Raw genomic sequence first — 20,238 nt, 5'->3', positions numbered from 1 at the left:
AAACAAAAATTATAAATGCTTGCAAATAAAAACAAAAAGTTTGTTTTTTGTCTAACAACGGTTCACTATTCAGATAAAATGCTTAAAATTTAAATAAAAAACAATGTAATTGAATAACAATGGGACACTATGACGTGCATAATACCTTTCATAAAGTGCTTTTTTTCTCAAAAAGAGAAAAAAGATCATTTTATTAATACGGATTTTCCTCTTCGTGCAATTTATAAGGTACAGGAAGATCTTTATAACTTAGGGCATGATATAGCTTCTGGTAAAGAAATTTTACTCCCTGAATATGAAGGAGTAGGAGATTTTCGCAAGAGATTGAATGAAAATGCTAAACTTATTCTTCATGCCTTTCATACCAGTGATTTTGCTGCTCGAAATGATGAAACCATCGCACCATCTGCTCAATGGCTCATTGATAATCATTACACCATTGATAAAACCATACAAAAGCTACGTCGTAATCTACCCAAGTCCTTCATAAAGCAACTTCCTCTTTCTACACACAAAGCCGGAATACCACGAATTTTTGCTTTAACTTGGCTTTATATTGCGCATACCGATAGCAGCTTTTCACAAGAAACACTCATGGCTATGACCAACGGATTTCAAGAAGTTTGTGCGCTCACAATTGGTGAATTGTGGGCTCTTCCTTCAGTTATGCAAATGCTGCTCATTGAAAATGTCCGTCGTCTTTCAGTACGTATCGAAAAAGCGCGACATATGCGCCATCTTGCTAGTCAAGTAGCTGATAAAATTTCTCTTGTAGAAAATAAAACAAATCTACACTCTCTTTTTACGCAGTATAAACCATTTACTGTTGATCCAACTTTTTCAGCACATTTATTCTATCGCCTGCGCAGTGCATCTGTCGATTCAACCGTAGCATTAACTTGGCTTGAAAAGCAATTGAAAAGCCAAGGCAGTAGCTTAGAGATTGCAACAGCTGATGAACATACCCGACAAGCAGCAGATGGTGTGACCATGGGAAATATTATCTGTTCTCTTAAAGCTATAGATGATGTTGATTGGACAGCATGGTTTGAAACAGTGAGTTGTGTCGATTCTATTTTGCGTAAAAATAGTGATTTTTCTGAAATTGATGCTCACTCACGCAATATTTATCGACAAGTCATTGAAAAAGTTTCTCGCTTTTCGCCTCTTAGTGAACTGGAAGTTGCACATAAAGTTGTAGAAATGGCAAATTCCACTTCTAAAGATATGCCTCATCATTCTTGTGTGGGGTGGTACCTTGTTGATGATGGTCGTGGCATATTTGAAAAGGCTTGTGGGTATATTCCGCCCTTTCTCATAAAATGGACACGCGCTTCCTGTTGCTCAAAATTGAGAGTCATCGCCGTTCCTGTCTCTCTTCTGACGCTTGCTCTTTTGCTGGTAATTTACGCCCTTTTACAGCTATCTGGCATGACACAATGGATGTCTTTTTGCTTTACTGGATTGGCGCTTTTTCCTGCTATCGATGCTGCTTTTGCTTTATTTAACACTGTTGTTTCGTGGTTTGTCCCATCAAAACAACTCATTGGTTATGAATATAAAGAAGGTATTCCAAAACATGCACGGACAATGGTTGTTGTACCTACTTTGATGACATCACGCGCTGACATTGATGAACAAGTGCGCAATCTTGAAGTGCACTATCTTTCCAATCCTAAAGGTGCCATTCATTTTGCACTCATTACAGATTGGGTGGATGCTCCATTGAGAGAAACGCAAGATGATCTTGATTTATTGCACTATGCGCAAAAGAGTATTGATAAACTCAATAGTCGTTATCATCGTGATGAACTTCCGCTTTTCTTCCTTTTACATCGCCGACGCCTTTATAATACAAGCGAAAAATGTTGGATGGGATGGGAACGAAAGCGAGGAAAACTTCATGAACTTAATCGGCTCTTAAGAGGCGATAAAAATACAAGCTTTTATCCTCCCAATCCACATCTTCCCATGGATTGCCGTTTTGTTATGACGCTGGATTGTGATACACGTCTTACTCCAGAGAGCGTCGCGAAACTTGTTGGAAAGCTTAACCATCCACTCAATTATCCCGTTTTTGATCCACAAAGTGGAAAGGTTGTAAAGGGCTATAGCATTTTACAACCACGCATTATTCCTTCTCTTACAACAGGAAAAAAAACATCAATTCTCCAACGGGTTTTTTCTATAAACCGTGGCATTGATCCTTATGTTTTTGCTGTTTCTGATACTTATCAAGATCTTTTAGGAGAAGGCACCTTTATCGGTAAAGGTCTTTATAATATTGATGCATTTGAACAAGCGCTTGATGGCAAAATTAAAGAAAATACTATTCTTAGCCATGATCTCTTAGAGGGAGGTTATGCTCGTACTGCTCTGGTAAGTAGCATAGAAGTCATTGAAGACTATCCAACCGCTTACAATATTGATGTTATGCGTTATCATCGTTGGGTCCGCGGTGATTGGCAGCTTTTGCCTTATCTTTTTCCCCACCGTCAAATAAGTTCCGTGACGCGTTGGAAAATGCAGGATAATTTACGTCGTTCTCTCACGCCACTTATGTGGTTAATCGCAGCATTTGCAGGATGGGCTTTTTTGTCTTTAAAGAGTGCAATCGTCTGGCAACTATTCTTGTTGTTTAGCTCCTTCATTTCACCCATTCTATGTGTATTAAAAACGCTTGTCTCATCCAATATAGATCATTCTTTGCGTGGACATTTTCAATTAATTTGGAACAAAATTGCTCTTACAAGCGCTGATATATTTCTTAAAACGACGTTTCTTGCTCATTCGGCGTATTTTATGACCGATGCGATTATTCGTACACTCTATCGTATGACGATTTCAAAACAGCATCTTCTTGAATGGAAAACTTCTGCCGCAACAAAATCAATACCCAATAGTTTGCGTTTCTATGTTTTTACAATGGCACCAGCATCGCTTATTGGTATTCTTACTATAGCACTCCCTCTTTTTTCTGATAGTTTTGCAAGCTTGGTTGCTTTGCCTTTTGGGATAGCATGGTTTTTTTCACCCTTCATTGCTTGGATTGTGAGTCAACCTTCAACCTTTCAAGATAGCCTTGATCTTTCTTCAAAAGATGAAAAAAAACTCCGTTCTATTGCACGTCGGACATGGCTTTATTATGCAACCTTTGTCAATGCACAAAACAACTATTTGCCTCCCGATAATTTTCAAGAAGATCCTGAACCTCTTGTTGCTCAACGTACATCGCCTACGAATATTGGGGTTTATCTCCTTTCTATTATTGCAGCACGTGATTTTGGCTGGATTGGTTTTGAAGAGACCATCACCCGTATTGAATGTACATTACGCTCTCTTACAAAAATGGAAAAGTTTCGTGGTCATCTCTATAATTGGTATGAAACGGATACACTCAGGCCTCTTTTACCTACTTATGTATCAACCGTTGATTCAGGAAATCTTGCCGGTCATTTGGTAACACTCTCTTCTGCTTTAAGTGAATGGGCTGAAAAACCGCCTCTTTTTTTCCAAAGTGATCGAGAAGGCTTATCGGATGTTCTTGCTATTCTTGAAGAAACTGTCAGAGAAATTCCAGATCATCAACCCAGTTTACGCTCTTTACGCCAAAAAATCGAAGAAAACATCACTCGTTTTCATGACTCTGTCTTCACTTTTTTAGAACAAGAAAATACGGTCCCTTCTCACATCATAGATCTTTCACTTGCAGCCCACGATATTGTGCACTTAGTCGGTGAACTTGACCACAAAATTCAAACGATAGAATCTGCTGGTGCGCTTTCTTGGGCTAAATGCCTTATCGACACCTGTAACGCTCATCATAATGATGCGACTGCTCATTGTGATACTGAAAAATTAAGTAAAAAACTAAACAGGCTGGCTATAATGGCACGGCAAATAGCCTTTGATATGAAATTTGACTTTTTAGAACAGCCTAAACGGCATCTCTTATCCATAGGATATCGTGTTCAAGAAAACAAACTCGATGAAAATTGTTATGACCTACTTGCTTCAGAAGCACGTCTTGCAAGCTTTTTTGCCATCGCAAAAGGAGATATAAAACTTAAACATTGGTTTCGTCTTGGTAGACTTCTCGTACCCATAGGTGGGAAAGGTGCACTCCTATCATGGTCTGGATCAATGTTTGAATATCTTATGCCATCTCTCGTAATGCATGAACCTTTAGGATCTCTCCTAGATCAAACAAATCGATTGATTATTCGTTGTCAAATACAATATGCCCATAAACGGGAATTGCCATGGGGTATTTCAGAAGCCGCATTTAATGCTCGCGATCATTTAATGAATTACCAATACGCTCATTTTGGTGTTCCAAACCTCGGACTCCAACGTGGTCTTTCACGCAATGCTGTCATTGCTCCCTATGCCAGCCTTCTAGCGGCACAATATGCTCCTGCTTGCGCTGTCGCTAATTTAAAACGACTCCGTGATCTTGGAGCTTTAGGAACATATGGTTATTATGACTCTGTTGATTTTACTCCAACACGTGTGAAAACAGGGGAAAAATACGCCATTGTACGCAATTATTATGCGCATCATCATGGCATGTCTATTCTTGCTCTTAACAATGTTATTTTTCAAGGGCGAATGCGTGATCGTTTTCACCGTGATCCCGTTATTGAAGCAACACAATTGCTCTTACAGGAAAGAGCGCCTCATCTCATTCCTATTATTCATACCAAAGCTGTTAATCGTATGCGCAATAAGTCTCAAGCATTTGACGCAGCCCCTTTGCGCATTATTACAAACCCGTTACTCAAACCACGAGCAACTTTACTTTTGTCTAATGGCTTTTATTCTACCATGTTAACAGCGAACGGTTCTGGTTACAGTCGTTGGCACGATTATGCGATTACGCGCTTTATTCCTGATGCAACAGAAGATCAACAAGGTACTTTATTCTTCTTACGTGATACGCATAGTGGACGGTGGTGGTCTGTTACTGGTGAGCCAACACGTGTTATTGAAGAAGACGCTGTCAGCATTTTTACAGATGAAAAGGCTGAATATACAAAAATGGTTGATGGTATTAAATCAACACTTGAATGTCTTATTACATCTGAAGGATGTGGCGAAGGGAGACGTATTCAACTGATGAATACGACAAATAAAGACCGACTCATTGAAGTGACTTCTTATGGTGAATTAGCACTTGCCACGATGGATACAGACCAAGTTCATCCTGTTTTTTCCCGTATGTTTATAGAGACAGAAATTACTGAAGAAGGTAAAACAATTTTTGCCAAAAGGCGCAAACGCTCGCCTAGTGACCCTGAAATCTATGTTGCTCATTTTGTTTCTAGTACAACAGATATTCTCCAAGAGACAGAAGCTGAAACAGATCGCTCTCTGTTTATTGGTCGGGGGCGATCCATTCATCGTCCTGCTGCATTTGACCAAAATGCTCGTTTCAGTAACAGTCAAGGTTGTGTTCTTGACCCTGTTATGTCATTGCGATGCCGTATAAAAATTCCAGCCCATGAAAAAGCAGAACTTATTTTTTGGACTTTTGCTGCTCATACAAAAGAAGCGCTAAATAATCATATTAAACATTATCGACAACCTGATATGTTTCAAAAAGAACTTTCAATGGCATGGACGCGCTCACAAGTCGCATTGTATCAGAGCGGAACCCAGCTTAAAGAAGCTATTGTCTATCAAAAATATGCAACACCACTTATTTATCCAGAAAGAACGTGGCGTCTTCCTTCTGAAATATTAGCAAAAACGCTAGGAAAACAGTCTAATCTTTGGCCCATGTCTATCTCAGGAGACAATCCACTCTGTCTTCTTAGATTAAATAACGAGGGAAATATAACTGTACTGCGCGAGCTCCTTAAAGCACATGAATATTGGCGTATGCGTGGACTCATTGTTGATTTGGTCATTCTTAATGAACAAACATTTTCTTATATACAAAGTACACAACGCGCTCTTGAGTGGGTCTGTGAATCTTATTATCACCACACGCAAAAAGCAGATGAACGCCAACATATTTTCATGCTTCGACGCGATCAAATGAGTGAACAGAGTTTTAAAACGCTTCTTGCATCAGCGCGTATCGTTCTTGATGCCCAAAATGGCTCTTTATCTGAACAACTTAAACGACTTGATGAGAATGATTTTAATCTCACAGTTCGTAAAAATTATCAAGAACCTTATGATCAATTAGACTTGCCAAGATATAACGAAGGACAGCAATTTACAACACAAACTGAACAAAATCTTTTTTCTTCCATTGGTCTTATTAGCCAACAAAAACCATCCTCTTTTCTCCCAAATGGAGAAGATCTAAGATATTGGAATGGTTACGGTGGTTTTAATCAGCACAATCATTATGTAATACGTCTTCATGGACGTACCACTACACCGCATCCGTGGATTAATGTCATTGCTAATCACAGATTTGGTTTTCATGTCTCTGCTGAAGGTGCAATTTTTACTTGGGCTAACAATAGCCGCGATTATCAACTAACTCCTTGGGCGAATGATCCAACGTCTAACCGACCAGGAGAAGCTCTTTATCTGGTTGATCGCCAGTCTTTAAAACGTTTCTCACCCGTTTCTACTGTTGAATGTGACGAAAATATTGTCTATGAGGCGTGTCATGGGTTTGGATTCTCAACTTTTAAATCAACACATTCAGAAATCGCATTAGAATTGACTCATACACTTGATCCCGAAAAACCTATTCGCTTTTCACGTCTTATCCTTACGAATGAAGGGAAAAAACCACGCAGTTTACGCCTTTATAATTATGTTGAATGGGTTTTGGGAAATGTCCGTACAAAATATGCCCCCTTTATTGTTTCCTCTTATGAGACCAGATGGGGTGCACATTTTATTCAAAATCCCTATCACATCGAGAAATCTCAACAAGTTACATTTTTATCAGCGTCCGAAATGCCAACCAGCACTACGACCAATCGCGCTGAATTTATTGGTGCAACGGGAACCGTAACACGTCCAAATGCGATCCGTAAAGCCGCTGCTCTTTCGAATACCATTGAAGCAGGATGTGATCCTTGTTCAGCATTCGCCTATGATATTGATCTTCAACTAGGGCAAACAAAAGAAATCATCTTCTATCTTGGCAGTGCTGAAAATAGGCAAGAAGCTGAAAAATTACTCAATCAAGTACGTGCAAGTGATTTTGAAATTCAGCTCACAAAACAAAAACAGCAATGGAGTGATTTTGTTTCTCCTTTCCAAGTCAAAACACCTGATGCTTCTTTTAATCTTATGGTCAACCATTGGCTTCCTTATCAAATCTACGCATGCCGCATCATGGCACGCGCAGGCTTTTACCAAGCGAGTGGTGCATTTGGTTTTCGTGACCAGTTACAAGATAGCTTGTCTTTGTTATTGCTGGAACCACAATTAGCACGTGAACAATTGTTAAATGCAGCAGCGCACCAATTTCTTGAAGGTGATGTGCAACATTGGTGGTTGCCTGACACAAATGCTGGTGTTCGTACATACATTTCTGATGATATCGTTTGGCTTGCATATGCAACAGCTCTTTATGTCACTACCACTGGTGATGACGCTTTTCTTGATACGCTCATTCCTTTTATTGAAGGTGATGTTCTCAAAAGTGGGCAACAGGATGCTTATTTTCAACCCACCCAATCCCCAAAGGTTGCAACAGTTTATGAACATTGTGTTTTAGCTTTAGACCTTGCCATTAAACGCTGCGGACCACATGGTCTCCCTCTTATTTTAGGTGGGGATTGGAATGATGGCATGAATTTGGTCGGTGTGGAAGGAAAAGGCGAAAGCATTTGGTTAGGATGGTTTCTTGGGTACACATTACAAGCATTTATCTCTTTAGCCAAAAAACGTGCTGACAATAGCCATATGCAAATATGGAGTACGTACCTTGAACATTTAACAAAATGCCTAGAGAAAAATGGTTGGGATGGTGCTTGGTATCGACGTGGTTATTTTGATGATGGAACACCTCTTGGCTCTAAAATCAATGATGAATGTCAAATTGATACCATTGCTCAATCTTGGGCTATCATTTCTCAAATGGCATCGCCTGAACGTCAAAAACAAGCAATGACATCAATGTTGGAACATCTCTATGATAAAAAAGGCGGACTCATTCGCCTTTTTTGGCCGCCTTTTGATAAAGGTACGCTCGAGCCTGGTTATATAAAAGGTTATCCTCCAGGAATTCGAGAAAATGGTGGTCAATACACGCATGGTGCCATTTGGAGTATTTTTGCGTTGGCTGAAATGGAACAAAACGATAAAGCTTATGCTTTATTTTCTATGATAAACCCAATTACCCATGGACAAGATCCTGAAATTTATCGTGTTGAACCTTATGTAATGGTCGCAGATATTTATGCTGTTGAACCACGATGTGGTCAAGGCGGTTGGACTTGGTATACAGGTTCAGCCGGTTGGTTTTATCGCGCCGCAACACAAGCTATTCTTGGAATACAGCGTCAGGGAGACCTATTGTTTTTGCAGCCACATTTACCCTCTATTTGGCCAAAATATGAAGCAACAATGAAGTTTTATGATGCCGTTTATTGCATTAAAGTAAAATGGGGACCTAAAAATATGCTCTATATTAATAGCAAAGAATATACCGAAGTTCATATAGGGATAAAGTTACAAAAAACAGGTCAGCATGAAATTATACGTATTGTCAAATCTTAAAGATTAAAGATGAAAAAAGAGAGCAGACTTTTTATTCTTGTCCAAAACTGTAGAGTTGTTATATTGCACCGCCTATATTAGCCGTGTTGGTGCATAATATTTTAGATTTTATGAAAATGAAAGAAAAAGGTTATGAATCATCCGGATATTGCTAGACGTGTTTACAATCACACTTGGAAACTTGATCCCATTATTCGGTCACTTCTTGATACGGATTTTTATAAGCTTCTAATGGTGCAGATGATTTGGGGGTTATATCCTAATGTTAATGTTACTTTTTCCCTCATAAATCGCTCTAAAACAATACGTCTTGCCGACGATATTGATGAGAGTGAATTGCGTGCCCAACTTGATCATGCTCTTAGTTTGCGCTTTACAAAAAAAGAAATGATTTGGCTTGCTGGTAATACATTTTATGGACGCAAACAAATTTTTGAACCGGATTTTCTTCAGTGGCTTGAGAATTTTCAACTTCCAGAATATGAACTCACCCGCAAAGATGGCCAATATATCCTTCATTTTCATGGACCCTGGGCCCATAGTTCCATGTGGGAAATTCCTGCCCTTGCTATTATTAGTGAATTACGTTCACGTGCTGCTCTCAAAAAACTAGATCGTTTTGCTCTTGATGTACTTTATGCGCGTGCTAAAGCAAAAATGTGGAGTAAAGTTGAACGTCTCAAAAAATTGCCTGATATTAAAATATCTGACTTTGGGACAAGGCGTCGCCATTCTTTTTTATGGCAGCGCTGGTGTGTGGAAGCATTAAAAGAAGGCATTGGTCATTCTTTTACTGGAACTTCTAATGTTCTTCTTGCCATGGATACGGATTTAGAAGCTCTTGGAACCAATGCACACGAATTGCCTATGGTTATTGCGGCTCTCAGCAACAATGATGATGAATTACGCAGAGCTCCGTATCAAGTCTTGCAAGATTGGAATCGTTATTATGGTGGAAATCTTCTCATTGTATTACCTGATACCTTTGGTACAGAAGAATTTTTACGCAATGCACCAGATTGGGTCGCTGATTGGACGGGTTTCAGACCCGATAGTGCGCCTCCTATTGAAGGTGGTGAACGTATTATTCAATGGTGGAAAGAAAAAGGAAAAGATCCACGCAAAAAACTTTTAATTTTTTCTGATGCTCTTGATGTCAATACAATTGAAAAAACCTATCATCATTTCCATGGTAAAGTGCGCATGAGTTTTGGATGGGGCACGGATCTTACCAATGATTTTACAGGCTGTGCACCTCAGGAAATTGAAACTCTTGATGCTCTTTCCCTTGTTTGTAAGGTGACCTATGCCAATGGTCGACCAGCCGTAAAACTTTCAGATAATCCTGAAAAAACGATCGGTGATTCAAAAGAAGTACAACGTTATCTCAATTTTTTTGGTAATAAAAAACGAATTGCTAGACCTATAAAGACATAGTTTCCGGTTCTTTAAAACAAGTATATTGATCCATCATATTGTTTATAAGATTGATTTTTGTCCTACCCTAAGGACGAGGATTCTTAACCTTTGCTGGTCTGTAAACAGTTCGGCTGTTTTTGAGCAGATTCTACTTGGCCTACCACGCATACGCTTCACTTACATAAGGCGCGATAGATAAGACTTAAAAATATTTACGACGCATTAAAAAAATACTTAACGGGCCAAGGAAGTTTAGCCAAGGAGATTTTCTCATTTTAACCCTGTTAAATCAAGCACACTCATCTCCTTGCATGTATGAAGGTTTTCAAGTTCTAAGGGTTATTGTTGTAGTTTGACAGTAGGTTTTATACTAAGTGGGAAGAGGTTGGATTAAGTAGGAATACGTGGTAATTTGTTGTTTTTATGTACAATTTTGACCATTCAATGCGCGTTTTATCAAAATAGATTTTGACACCTAAAATTGCAAAAATTACCGAAAATCAGAAAAAAGTGCGTTTCCATAAGTAAAAATGAGAAAAGGCTTTCAAAACCCTTTGAGAACATCTTTAAACTCTTTGAAAAAATAAATTGGTACAAAATCTAGTGTCAAAATATACAAAACCAGATGACAAGCTATAATTGTAGCATTAGGAATTACTAAGGCAACATTGGAGGATGACAAATAGCATGGTGACTATTGGTGTGCATTTTGAAAGGCAAGGATGATGGTGCTCAAATAGATTTTATACACGTTACAATGAGATTTTACTTTATCCATGTATGGTCTGCTATTATGAAATGAGTAAAGCGTTGAGAAATGTTTCATTAAAATAAATGTGTAAATAACATGATTTGGGAGACCTTTTGTTTTACGTGAGGGGCATGACTTCATTAAAAAACAGAGAATGCAATAATATTTTTATTTCGAATAAGCTTTATATCAAGACAGAGAAATTATTTATTCGCATATTATAATGAGAATGCGTGTATGTATAAACCATTTGAAAAATTCTGTTGTTTCTTATGAATTATTCTTAAGTTAAGAACAGATGTAACCTTAAAGATTGATATAATAGACCGGCTTCTTAACTGTATAAGTATAAAAATGAGGGTATTTAGTAAGCTTTGTATTATATCCTCATTAAGAGATATGAAAACAAACGAAATGTCTATCATATCAATGACTTTTCAATGATGTATATGTAGAGATTCATACAAACATGCTTTACAAAAATAATGACTCTCTTCCATGAATGTGATTTATCATTGTTTACCAAGTGAGAACATTTTGAGTGTTCGTAAACAATCTTCTTTGTTCATAAAAATTATTTCACAAACATATTATTAATTAATTGCGCTCAAAAAGCTTGCTATTTCATATGTATTTTGGATATGGAGAGCTTATATTCAAAACTTAAAAGTCCTCATAGTTTTTACAAATAAGTCGAAGCTAAAAAGAGTATCTCATAAAGCCTTTTTTATCATTAAGAAGATGGACGTGTTACAATATAAATGGCAATCAGCAATAATATAACCGCAACAAGTAAGGAAATCCATAAAGGAGGGTGTAGCATTACGAAAAAGGATAAAAATCCTCCTGTCATACTCATCATTGCAAAAACTTTAACGAATGGAGAGATTGCTTTTTTTTCTTCCCATCGCTTAATAGGGGGACCAAAAATACGATGATTATTCAACCATTGATGAAAACGTGGAGAAGAACGCGTAAAACACCATGAGGCAACCAATAAAAAAGGCACCGTTGGCATAATAGGTAATACGACACCGATAATACCTAATATAACCATCGCCCACCCTGCTATATAATAGCAGATACGTAAAGGGTGCGATATCTTCGAATCTTTTTTCATTCTCTCGTACTATTTTCCTCTACGCAAAACCCTATACAAAAACATTGTATCTGTTTTTTTCTGTTTACATGTCTGAGTGCACAATTACGCTCTACCCCTTCATGCGTAAGTGTCTTTGCTGTTATAAGTTCCTTGAAAATACCGAATAGCTTACACAATATTATAATCATTTTAAATGATTTCAAGAAAAGAGGAGAGATTTTAGAAAAACAAAAAAATAAAAAGGCTGCAGAAAAAATCAATGCAGCCTCTTAATTAAGAATGCAGTGTTGGGGGGGGGGAGAAAATTTACTGCATTCACCTGCTAGATATTAGGAGGAAAAATAACCTAGCACCCCAAACTCTAATTAAAATAAAAATGAGAAACAATATATAAAAATGCATGGCTGATATGCATGAATTTTAACACTTTCAAGTTTCTTGAACTGTGTTTCGACGAAAGAAAATCATCATGAAAATAGCCATAAAAATCAACGTCAAGATCAACACAATTGTGGAAGCAGAATCAGAGCCGATAAATAAGCTGAGATAAATCCCTAAAAAACCAGAAAAAGCTGCAACAAGTATCGCGATCATTAACATAAAAGAAAACCGCTTTGTGACAAGATAGGCAATTGCTCCTGGTGCTATCAGTAAAGAAATAACGAGCACGATGCCGACAGCTTTCAAAGCTGCAACAATTGTAAGAGAAATCATCGTTAGAAGGGTATAGTGGAGTAGAGATATTGGTAACCCCATTGCACGTCCTTGAACTGTGTCAAAAATATACAGCATAAAGTCGCGCCATTTTGCTGCTAAAATAAAAGTGACAACAGCAGAAATGATTGCCGTCTGCGTTATATCAAGCCAGTTAACACCCAAGAGATTACCAAATAGAATATGATTCAAATCTAAGCTACTATAAATAGACGTGGCTAAAACAAGCCCTAAACCAAACATTGAAGAAAAGACCACGCCCATCACCGTATCCTGTTTGATACGGCTATTGCTCCCTAAAAAACCCGTTAATAGTGCACACACCATTCCTGCAACAAAAGCACCGCAAGTAATCAAAGTCATTGTAATATTCTCTGGACGCATATGCTGAAACCAAGCAAATGGCAAAGAAGTTAAAAATGCGATTACCCATGGTGTTGTCATATAACCAACAACAACACCTGGAAAAACTGCATGAGAAATGGCATCGCCTAACAGCGCCCATCCTTTCAAAATAAGAAAACAGGAAAGCATCGCCATGGGAATAGAAAGAATCATGACAATAAGCATACCCTTAAGCATAAAAGAAAACTGAAACGGAAGCAGTAATTGATCAATCATGATAATATTACACCCTTTTTTGCTGCATTTATGCGTAAGCGCGCGGCAATAAACCCATGTTTAGGAGCAAAAATAAAAGCTAAAACAAATAAAGATGCTTGAAAAAGCACAACAACCCCCCCCGTTTGTGCATTCAAAAAATAACTCACATAAACACCCAAGATACTTGTGAAGGTTCCAATTACAACTGCAATAACCAAGATGTTCACGAAACGATCACTTAAAAGATAGGCCGTTGCCCCAGGTGTCACAACAAGACAAATGACTAAGAACGCTCCAACGGTTTGCATCGCAGCAACGGTACAAGCGGCAAGCAATGTGAAAAAGAGAATCTTTAAAAATTTTACATTTAATCCAATGGCATGCGCATGCGTTTCATCAAATAACGAAACAAGAAGATCTTTCCATTTCAAAAGCAATATAAGCAACGAAACAAAGCCGATAAAAGCCAATTGTAGAATATCTGTTGAACTCACTGCTAAAATATTTCCCAAAACAATCGTATCAATATTAACGGCCATTGGTTTTAATGATTTGAGAAACAACCCAAAGGCAAAAAAAGAAGAAAAAATGAGCCCAATAATGGTATCTTCTTTAAGCTTTGTCCGATGGTTAAAAAAGAGCATTGCTGCTGCTGCAAGACCACCAGAAAAAAAAGCGCCGAGTGAAAAAGGTAACCCTAAAAGGTAAGCTCCTGCTACACCAGGAACAATCGAATGGGAAAGTGCATCACCAATCAATGACCAACCTTTTAACATCAAAAAAGCCGAAAGAAAGGCACAAACACACCCAACTAACCCAGAAACCCACATTGCATTCACCATATATTGATAGCTCAGTGGCTCAAGCAACCAAGAAATCATGCAACGTGCTCCACTCTTTCAATATCTTCACAAGCTGCAGACTGCTTTCTTCCCATGAAAACATCATTTTTTTTTGCGCTTTGAAGGTCAAAAATATGGTGGTGCAAAGATCCTCCAAAAGTTTTTTCCAGATTTTGCTTTGTAAAGATTTTTTCAGTTAATCCGGAAGCTAACACTGTTCCTTTTATTAAAACCGTATGATCACAAAATTCACGAACAGAACCCAAATTGTGAGTTGAAACCAAGATCACAGCTCCTTCTTTACGAAGATCTTGTAACAAAGCAATGATTTTATCTTCTGTTGTAACGTCAACCCCTGTAAACGGCTCATCTAATAAAATAGCTTTTGCTTTCTGTGCAAGAGCGCGTGCTAGAAAAACACGCTTTTTCTGTCCACCAGAAAGTTCTCCAATTTGGCGCTTGGCAAAAGCCAGCATATCAACACGTTCTAAGGCAATACGAACGGCTTCATAATCTTGTGTACGGGCATAGCGAAAGAAATTCATATGACCGTACCGCCCCATCAATACAACATCTTCAACCAAGACAGGAAAATTCCAATCAACATCTTCACTTTGAGGAACATAAGCAATAAGATTTTTTTTCAAAGCTACATCAACGGGCAAATCAAACATGCGAATTTTTCCCTTTGAGGGGCGTACAAACCCCATAATCGCTTTAAATAACGTTGACTTACCGGATCCATTAACACCAACCAATGCCGTAATAGAACCCTTTGGACTTTCAAAATTCACTTCGCGTAAAGCTGTATGTCCATTACGATATGTTACCGTTACTCCTTGGGCAAAAATTCCACATTCCGTCATTGGTTTTTTATTCCCTCTACTAAAGCATTGCTAATACGCCCACTCGTGACACGTAATAAATCAATATAAGTGGGTACCTCACCATTTTTCTCACTTAAAGAATCAACATAAAGAACACCACCGTATTTAGCTCCTGTTTCTCTGGCAACCTGCTTAGCAGGCGCAGGGGAAATAGTGCTTTCAGAAAAAACTGCATGAATATTGTATTTGCGAACCATATCAATAACATGCTTGACCTGCTGTGGTGTTCCTTGTTGGTCAGCATTGATGGGCCATAAATAAAGTTCTTTTAGATCAAAATCACGCGCCAAATAGCTAAAAGCCCCCTCACTGGTCACAAGCCAACGTTTATCTTGCGGTACAGCTTCTAATTCAGCCCTAATTGGATCAATCGTTGCACGAATTTTCTGTTTATAAATTTCAGCATTCTGTTTATAAATTTCAGCATGTTCAGGATCATATTTTACAAAAGCATCGCGAATATTATCAACGTAAATCAAAGCAGAGGTCGGTGACATCCACGCATGAGGATTGGGTTTACCGCTAAAGGGGCCCTCACCAATTTTAATGGGTACAATACCTTTTGAAACAACAACACTTGGAACATCCTTGATATTTTGAAAAAACTTTTCAAACCAAAGCTCTAACTCTAAACCATTCCACAATACAAGGTTAGCTCCCTGAGCACGCATAAGATCGCGTGGGGTGGGTTGGTATTCATGAATTTCCGCACCTGGTTTTGTAATGGATTCAACATCAGCGGCATCACCTGCTACATTGCGTGCCATATCAGCAATGATAGTGAATGTCGTAACAGCTTTAAATTTACCAGCACACAAAGCAAAATTGGGTGTAAAAAAAATAACACTTCCAAAAACTATGGTGAAAAACGTTCTTACGTTCATTGATTCTCTCTTTCCTTTATATGCCTTCTTTTTATTGCAAATAATTTGCATTATCATTTAGCAATAGCAGTTATCTTTTACATTTGCAATGAAGGATTAAGAGAAAAAATAACTTTTCAAGATGTTTAAAAACAGTTTTTTCATATTGAAAAAACTGATGATTTAAGCAGCTTGTTTTGGTAATAAAATCCCCTTTCAAGAAGCTCTATAGCTCTTGAGTGCTAAACAAAAAGGGAGTACTCAAACAAGCTCCCACTTCATGTAAAATATCTCATAAAAAATGAGAATACTCAGTAGCGTAAATATGCACCTGTCATTTTGGTAACATTATCCACGATCTTTGAGGCAAGCTTTTCTAAATCTTCATCTGTTAAAGTCCGTTCTATGGGCTGAATAGTTACTTCAATTGCAACAGATTTTTTATCTTCACCAAAGCTTAAATCTTCAAAAATATCAAAAACCTGCACTGAATGAATAAGTTTTTTATCGGCTCCACTTGCCGCCCGAATAATAAGAGAAGAGGCAACAGTTTTATCCGCTATAAAGGCAAAATCACGCCGCACCATTTGAAAAGGTGAGAGTTTCAAAGGAGGACGGCTTTTGGTCGTTTTTTTCTTTGATTCTGGAATTCGATCTAGAAAAATTTCAAAGCCGCATAAAGGGCCACTGACATCTAACTTTTCTAATGTAGCAGGATGAAAAACACCAAAAAAACCAAGAATAATCTTTGATCCAAGTTTTATGACACCTGAACGACCAGGATGATACCAATCCGGTGCTCCAACTTCAATCTGCACTTTCCCAACATCCATATCGCATGCTTCTAAAATAGCTAAAGCATCTGCTTTGGCATCAAAAACATCAACGACGGTTGCATTTCCATTCCAAAAACGCCCAGCCCCTTTAAATTGCTCTGTTCCGCGACGAATTCCACTAACAACACGGTGTTGTTTATCAGGGGTGTCGCCCTCATAAATACTTGAAACTTCAAACAAAGCAAGATCGGAAAAACCACGATCAGCATTTCTTTGTGCCGCCATAATCAAGCCAGGTAAAAGGGAAGGACGCATCATTGACATATCAGCAGCAATAGGATTAACTAATTTAAGCTCTTCTTGACCTCCTCCAAAAGCAAGAGCTTGATTTTCAGAAATAAAAGACCATGTCACCGCTTCTTTCATACCACGTTGCACTAGAGCCAAACGTGTAGCACGTAAACGAATTTGTGCGCATGTTAAAATTTGATCTTTTCCTTCTGCAAAGTTTTCCAAAGGAATAGGTTTAATTTTATCTAACCCATAAATTCTCATAACCTCTTCCACCAAATCGGCTTTACCCATAATATCAGGGCGCCATGATGGTACTTTTACCGTAACGACTTCTCCTTTTCCTTCAACAAAAAATCCAAGTTTTGTTAAAATAGAGATGACTTTTTCAGGTTCTATTTCCAAATTTGTTAAACGTTTAATTTCAGAAAAAGGAAAAGCGATCTGTTTGATTTCTTGTTGCTGATAGCCAACGATCTTCTTTTTAGATACTTCACCACCACAAAGACGTAAGACCAATTCTGTTGCAATCTCAAGTCCTGTTTCTATAAAAGCCGGGTCAACACCTCGTTCAAATCGATAACGTGCATCACTAATAAGACCTAATGCTCTTCCTGTTTGTGCAATGCTTCGCGCATCCCAAAGCGCCGATTCAATAATAATGCGATGTGTTGTTTCATCACAACTCGTTCTTTCACCGCCCATGATACCGGCAATCGAAACAACCCCCTCGTCATCTGCAATGACACAATTCTTAGGGCCCAGATGATAGATTTTTCCGTTCAGTGCTTGAAGCTGCTCTCCTTCACGCGCGCAACGTACACACAAATTACCTTTAATTTTATCTGCATCAAAAACATGGAGCGGACGACCAAGGTCAAAACTGATGTAATTGGTCATATCAACAAGCGCATTAATCGGTCTCAGACCAATTGCATTCAAACGCTGTTGCATCCACTGTGGTGATGCACCATTTTGAACATTGCGCACTTCACGCCAAGCAAAACCTAAACATAATGATGAATCTTGCGAAAAATCTAATGAAACATCGAGAGGTGTTTCAAAGGAAGGATCAAATTTTGACAAGGATAATTCTTTTAATTTTCCCATTCCAGCGGCAGCAAGATCACGTGCAATACCACGAACACCTGTGCAATCGGAACGATTAGGGGTCAAACCAATATCAATAACCGGATCATCTAAACCAGCATAAGCTGCAAATGAACCTCCAATAGGTGCATCTTCTGGAAGTTCAATAATCCCATCATGCTCATTTGATAATTCAAGCTCCGCTTGTGAACACATCATCCCAAAACTTTCAACACCTCGGATTTTTCCTACAGATAATGTTACATCAAGTCCTAGAATATAAGTGCCTGGTAGTGCCAGAACACCAACAAGACCTGCGCGTGCATTTGGTGCTCCACAGACAACTTGAACAGGTGTGGAAGTCCCTGTATCGACTGATAAAATTTGAAGTTTATCTGCATCAGGATGCTTTATTGCTGTTAAAACTTTTGCAATCACAAAACCTTTTAAAGAAGACCGATCATCAACGTAATCAACCTCAAGACCTATAGCGGTTAATTTTTCACAAATTTCATTCAAAGATGCATTTGTTTCTAAGTGATCTTTTAACCAAGACAATGTAAACTTCATTTTAAAACCTCACATGAAAGCGATGACTAAGATCACACATTTCTATTAGGAAAAAAAGCAGGCATATCAAAGCAACGAAAGCCATAATGGTCTAACCAACGCAGGTCAGCATCAAAAAAAGCCCGCAAATCAGGCATACCGTATTTCAACATGGCAATACGATCAATGCCCATGCCCCATGCAAAACCTTGATATTCATCTGGATCTAAACCAACATTTTTCAACACCTGGGGATGCACCATTCCGCATCCTAAAATTTCCAACCAATCCTGCCCTTCTCCGAACTTTACTTCTGAACCAGAACGATCACATTGAATATCTACCTCCATAGATGGTTCGGTAAAAGGGAAAAAAGAGGGACGAAAACGCATTTTTACAGAGGGAACTTCAAAAAATGCTTTACAAAAAGTTTCATGCAGCCACATCATATGTGCAATGGTGGAGGTTTTATCAATGACAAGACCCTCGACCTGATGGAACATGGGAGAATGTGTTGCATCCGAATCCATGCGGTAAGTTTTTCCAAGAATAATGATTCGTATCGGTGCTTTTTGTTTTTCTAGTGTGCGAATTTGTACGGGTGATGTATGGGTTCGCAATAATTTTCGTTCTCCCATTTTATCAACATCAAAAAAGAAGGTATCATGCATTTCACGCGCTGGATGCCCTTCAGGAAAATTCAATGCTGTAAAATTATAATAATCTGTTTCAATATCAGGTCCCTCTGCAAGAGAAAAACCCAACTTTGTATAAATGGCAATAATTTCCTCAATCACTTGTGAAATAGGATGAATGCGTCCCCGTTCTATAGGTGAAGAGCGAACAGGCAAGGTAACATCAACTGTTTCACGAGAAAGACGGGCATCCATTGCCTGTCTTTTCAGAAGATCACGCTTTTGTGCCCATAATTCTAAAATGCGATTTTTTAATCCATTAAGAACTGGTCCAACTTTATGGCGCTCGCCAGCATCCATTTTTCCTAATTCTTTTAATTTTTCAGAGATACTACCTTTTTTACCCAATGCTGCAATACGCACTTCTTCAAGTGCTTGTTCATCACCTGCTGCCTCTAAGGCTAAACAAATTTCTTGTTCCAGACGCTCAATATCATTCATATTTTTGCCTATTTTTTAATAAAGAAAAACCCGCACTCGCAATAGCCAGCACGGGACCTCGAATAAATGAATGCTTTAAGAGAACACGACTGGCTTATTTGACAGCGCCTTCGAAAGCATTAGGTGTCGTATCTTTTAAATATTCTAAAGCTTTTTTTGCCGAAGCAACTAAAGCAGAAAATGCTTCTGCCTCATGGATTGCTATATCTGAAAGAACCTTACGATCAACCTCAATACCGGCTTTTGATAAGCCATCAATAAAACGTCCATAAGTTAAACCTTCTGCGCGAACAGCCGCATTAATTCTCTGAATCCACAAAGCACGGAAAGTACGTTTCCTATTTTTGCGGTCACGATAAGCGTATTGCTTTGAACGATCAACCGCTGCTTTAGCTGCACGAATGGTATTTTTACGACGACCGTAAAAACCTTCAGCCTGTTTAAGAACTTTTTTGTGCTTAGCGTGTGCTGTCACACCTCTTTTCACACGAGCCATATTATAATCTCCTCAAAATC

10 protein-coding genes are annotated in these 20,238 nt (G+C 38.4%); 2 read left to right on the top strand and 8 right to left on the bottom strand.

The genetic code is table 11. From position 1 onward, the window contains the following. Window positions 1-129: 129 nt before the first annotated feature. Window positions 130-8,700, top strand: a complete 8,571-nt coding sequence (locus tag ACFIMC_RS00695) for a GH36-type glycosyl hydrolase domain-containing protein (protein WP_375680931.1) — start codon at window positions 130-132, stop codon at window positions 8,698-8,700. A 132-nt stretch (window positions 8,701-8,832) separates the two neighbouring features. Further along, complete coding sequence (gene pncB, locus ACFIMC_RS00690) at window positions 8,833-10,137, top strand: nicotinate phosphoribosyltransferase (protein ID WP_375611404.1); 1,305 nt, start codon at window positions 8,833-8,835, stop codon at window positions 10,135-10,137. A gap of 1,466 nt (window positions 10,138-11,603) precedes the next feature. Here pncB and ACFIMC_RS00685 read toward each other — a convergent pair. The 8 genes from ACFIMC_RS00685 to rplT all read right to left on the bottom strand — a co-directional run bounded on the left by ACFIMC_RS00685 (window position 11,604) and on the right by rplT (window position 20,218). After that, window positions 11,604-11,990, bottom strand: a complete 387-nt coding sequence (locus tag ACFIMC_RS00685; RefSeq protein WP_273790249.1) for a YbaN family protein — start codon at window positions 11,988-11,990, stop codon at window positions 11,604-11,606. Window positions 11,991-12,401: 411 nt separating this feature from the next. After that, window positions 12,402-13,307: a metal ABC transporter permease gene (locus ACFIMC_RS00680; protein WP_273790250.1), complete on the bottom strand. Its 906-nt coding sequence runs from the start codon at window positions 13,305-13,307 to the stop codon at window positions 12,402-12,404. Continuing rightward, the gene (locus tag ACFIMC_RS00675; protein ID WP_273790251.1) at window positions 13,304-14,170 is read right to left on the bottom strand and encodes a metal ABC transporter permease; all 867 of its coding nucleotides are present in this window, start codon (window positions 14,168-14,170) and stop codon (window positions 13,304-13,306) included. The genes ACFIMC_RS00680 and ACFIMC_RS00675 overlap by 4 nt, the downstream gene beginning before the upstream one ends. After that, a complete protein-coding gene (locus ACFIMC_RS00670) occupies window positions 14,167-14,997 on the bottom strand; it encodes a manganese/iron ABC transporter ATP-binding protein (protein WP_375615605.1) in 831 nt (276 codons plus the stop codon). Before ACFIMC_RS00670 ends, ACFIMC_RS00675 begins: the two co-directional genes overlap by 4 nt. Then, a complete protein-coding gene (locus tag ACFIMC_RS00665) occupies window positions 14,994-15,902 on the bottom strand; it encodes a metal ABC transporter substrate-binding protein (protein WP_375671730.1) in 909 nt (302 codons plus the stop codon). The genes ACFIMC_RS00670 and ACFIMC_RS00665 overlap by 4 nt, the downstream gene beginning before the upstream one ends. A gap of 290 nt (window positions 15,903-16,192) precedes the next feature. Further along, window positions 16,193-18,607: a phenylalanine--tRNA ligase subunit beta gene (pheT, locus tag ACFIMC_RS00660; protein ID WP_375671731.1), complete on the bottom strand. Its 2,415-nt coding sequence runs from the start codon at window positions 18,605-18,607 to the stop codon at window positions 16,193-16,195. A gap of 32 nt (window positions 18,608-18,639) precedes the next feature. Beyond that, window positions 18,640-19,722, bottom strand: coding sequence for a phenylalanine--tRNA ligase subunit alpha (gene pheS / locus ACFIMC_RS00655; protein WP_375680930.1), 1,083 nt, complete (start codon window positions 19,720-19,722; stop codon window positions 18,640-18,642). A 94-nt stretch (window positions 19,723-19,816) separates the two neighbouring features. Further along, the gene (gene rplT / locus ACFIMC_RS00650; protein ID WP_012754515.1) at window positions 19,817-20,218 is read right to left on the bottom strand and encodes a 50S ribosomal protein L20; all 402 of its coding nucleotides are present in this window, start codon (window positions 20,216-20,218) and stop codon (window positions 19,817-19,819) included. Between the last annotated feature and the right edge of the window lie 20 nt (window positions 20,219-20,238).

The sequence above is a fragment of the Bartonella sp. AP21QHHD genome, assembly GCF_042196205.1.
Taxonomy (GTDB): Bacteria; Pseudomonadota; Alphaproteobacteria; order Rhizobiales; family Rhizobiaceae; genus Bartonella.
This window is presented reverse-complemented; position numbering and strand designations above follow the sequence as displayed.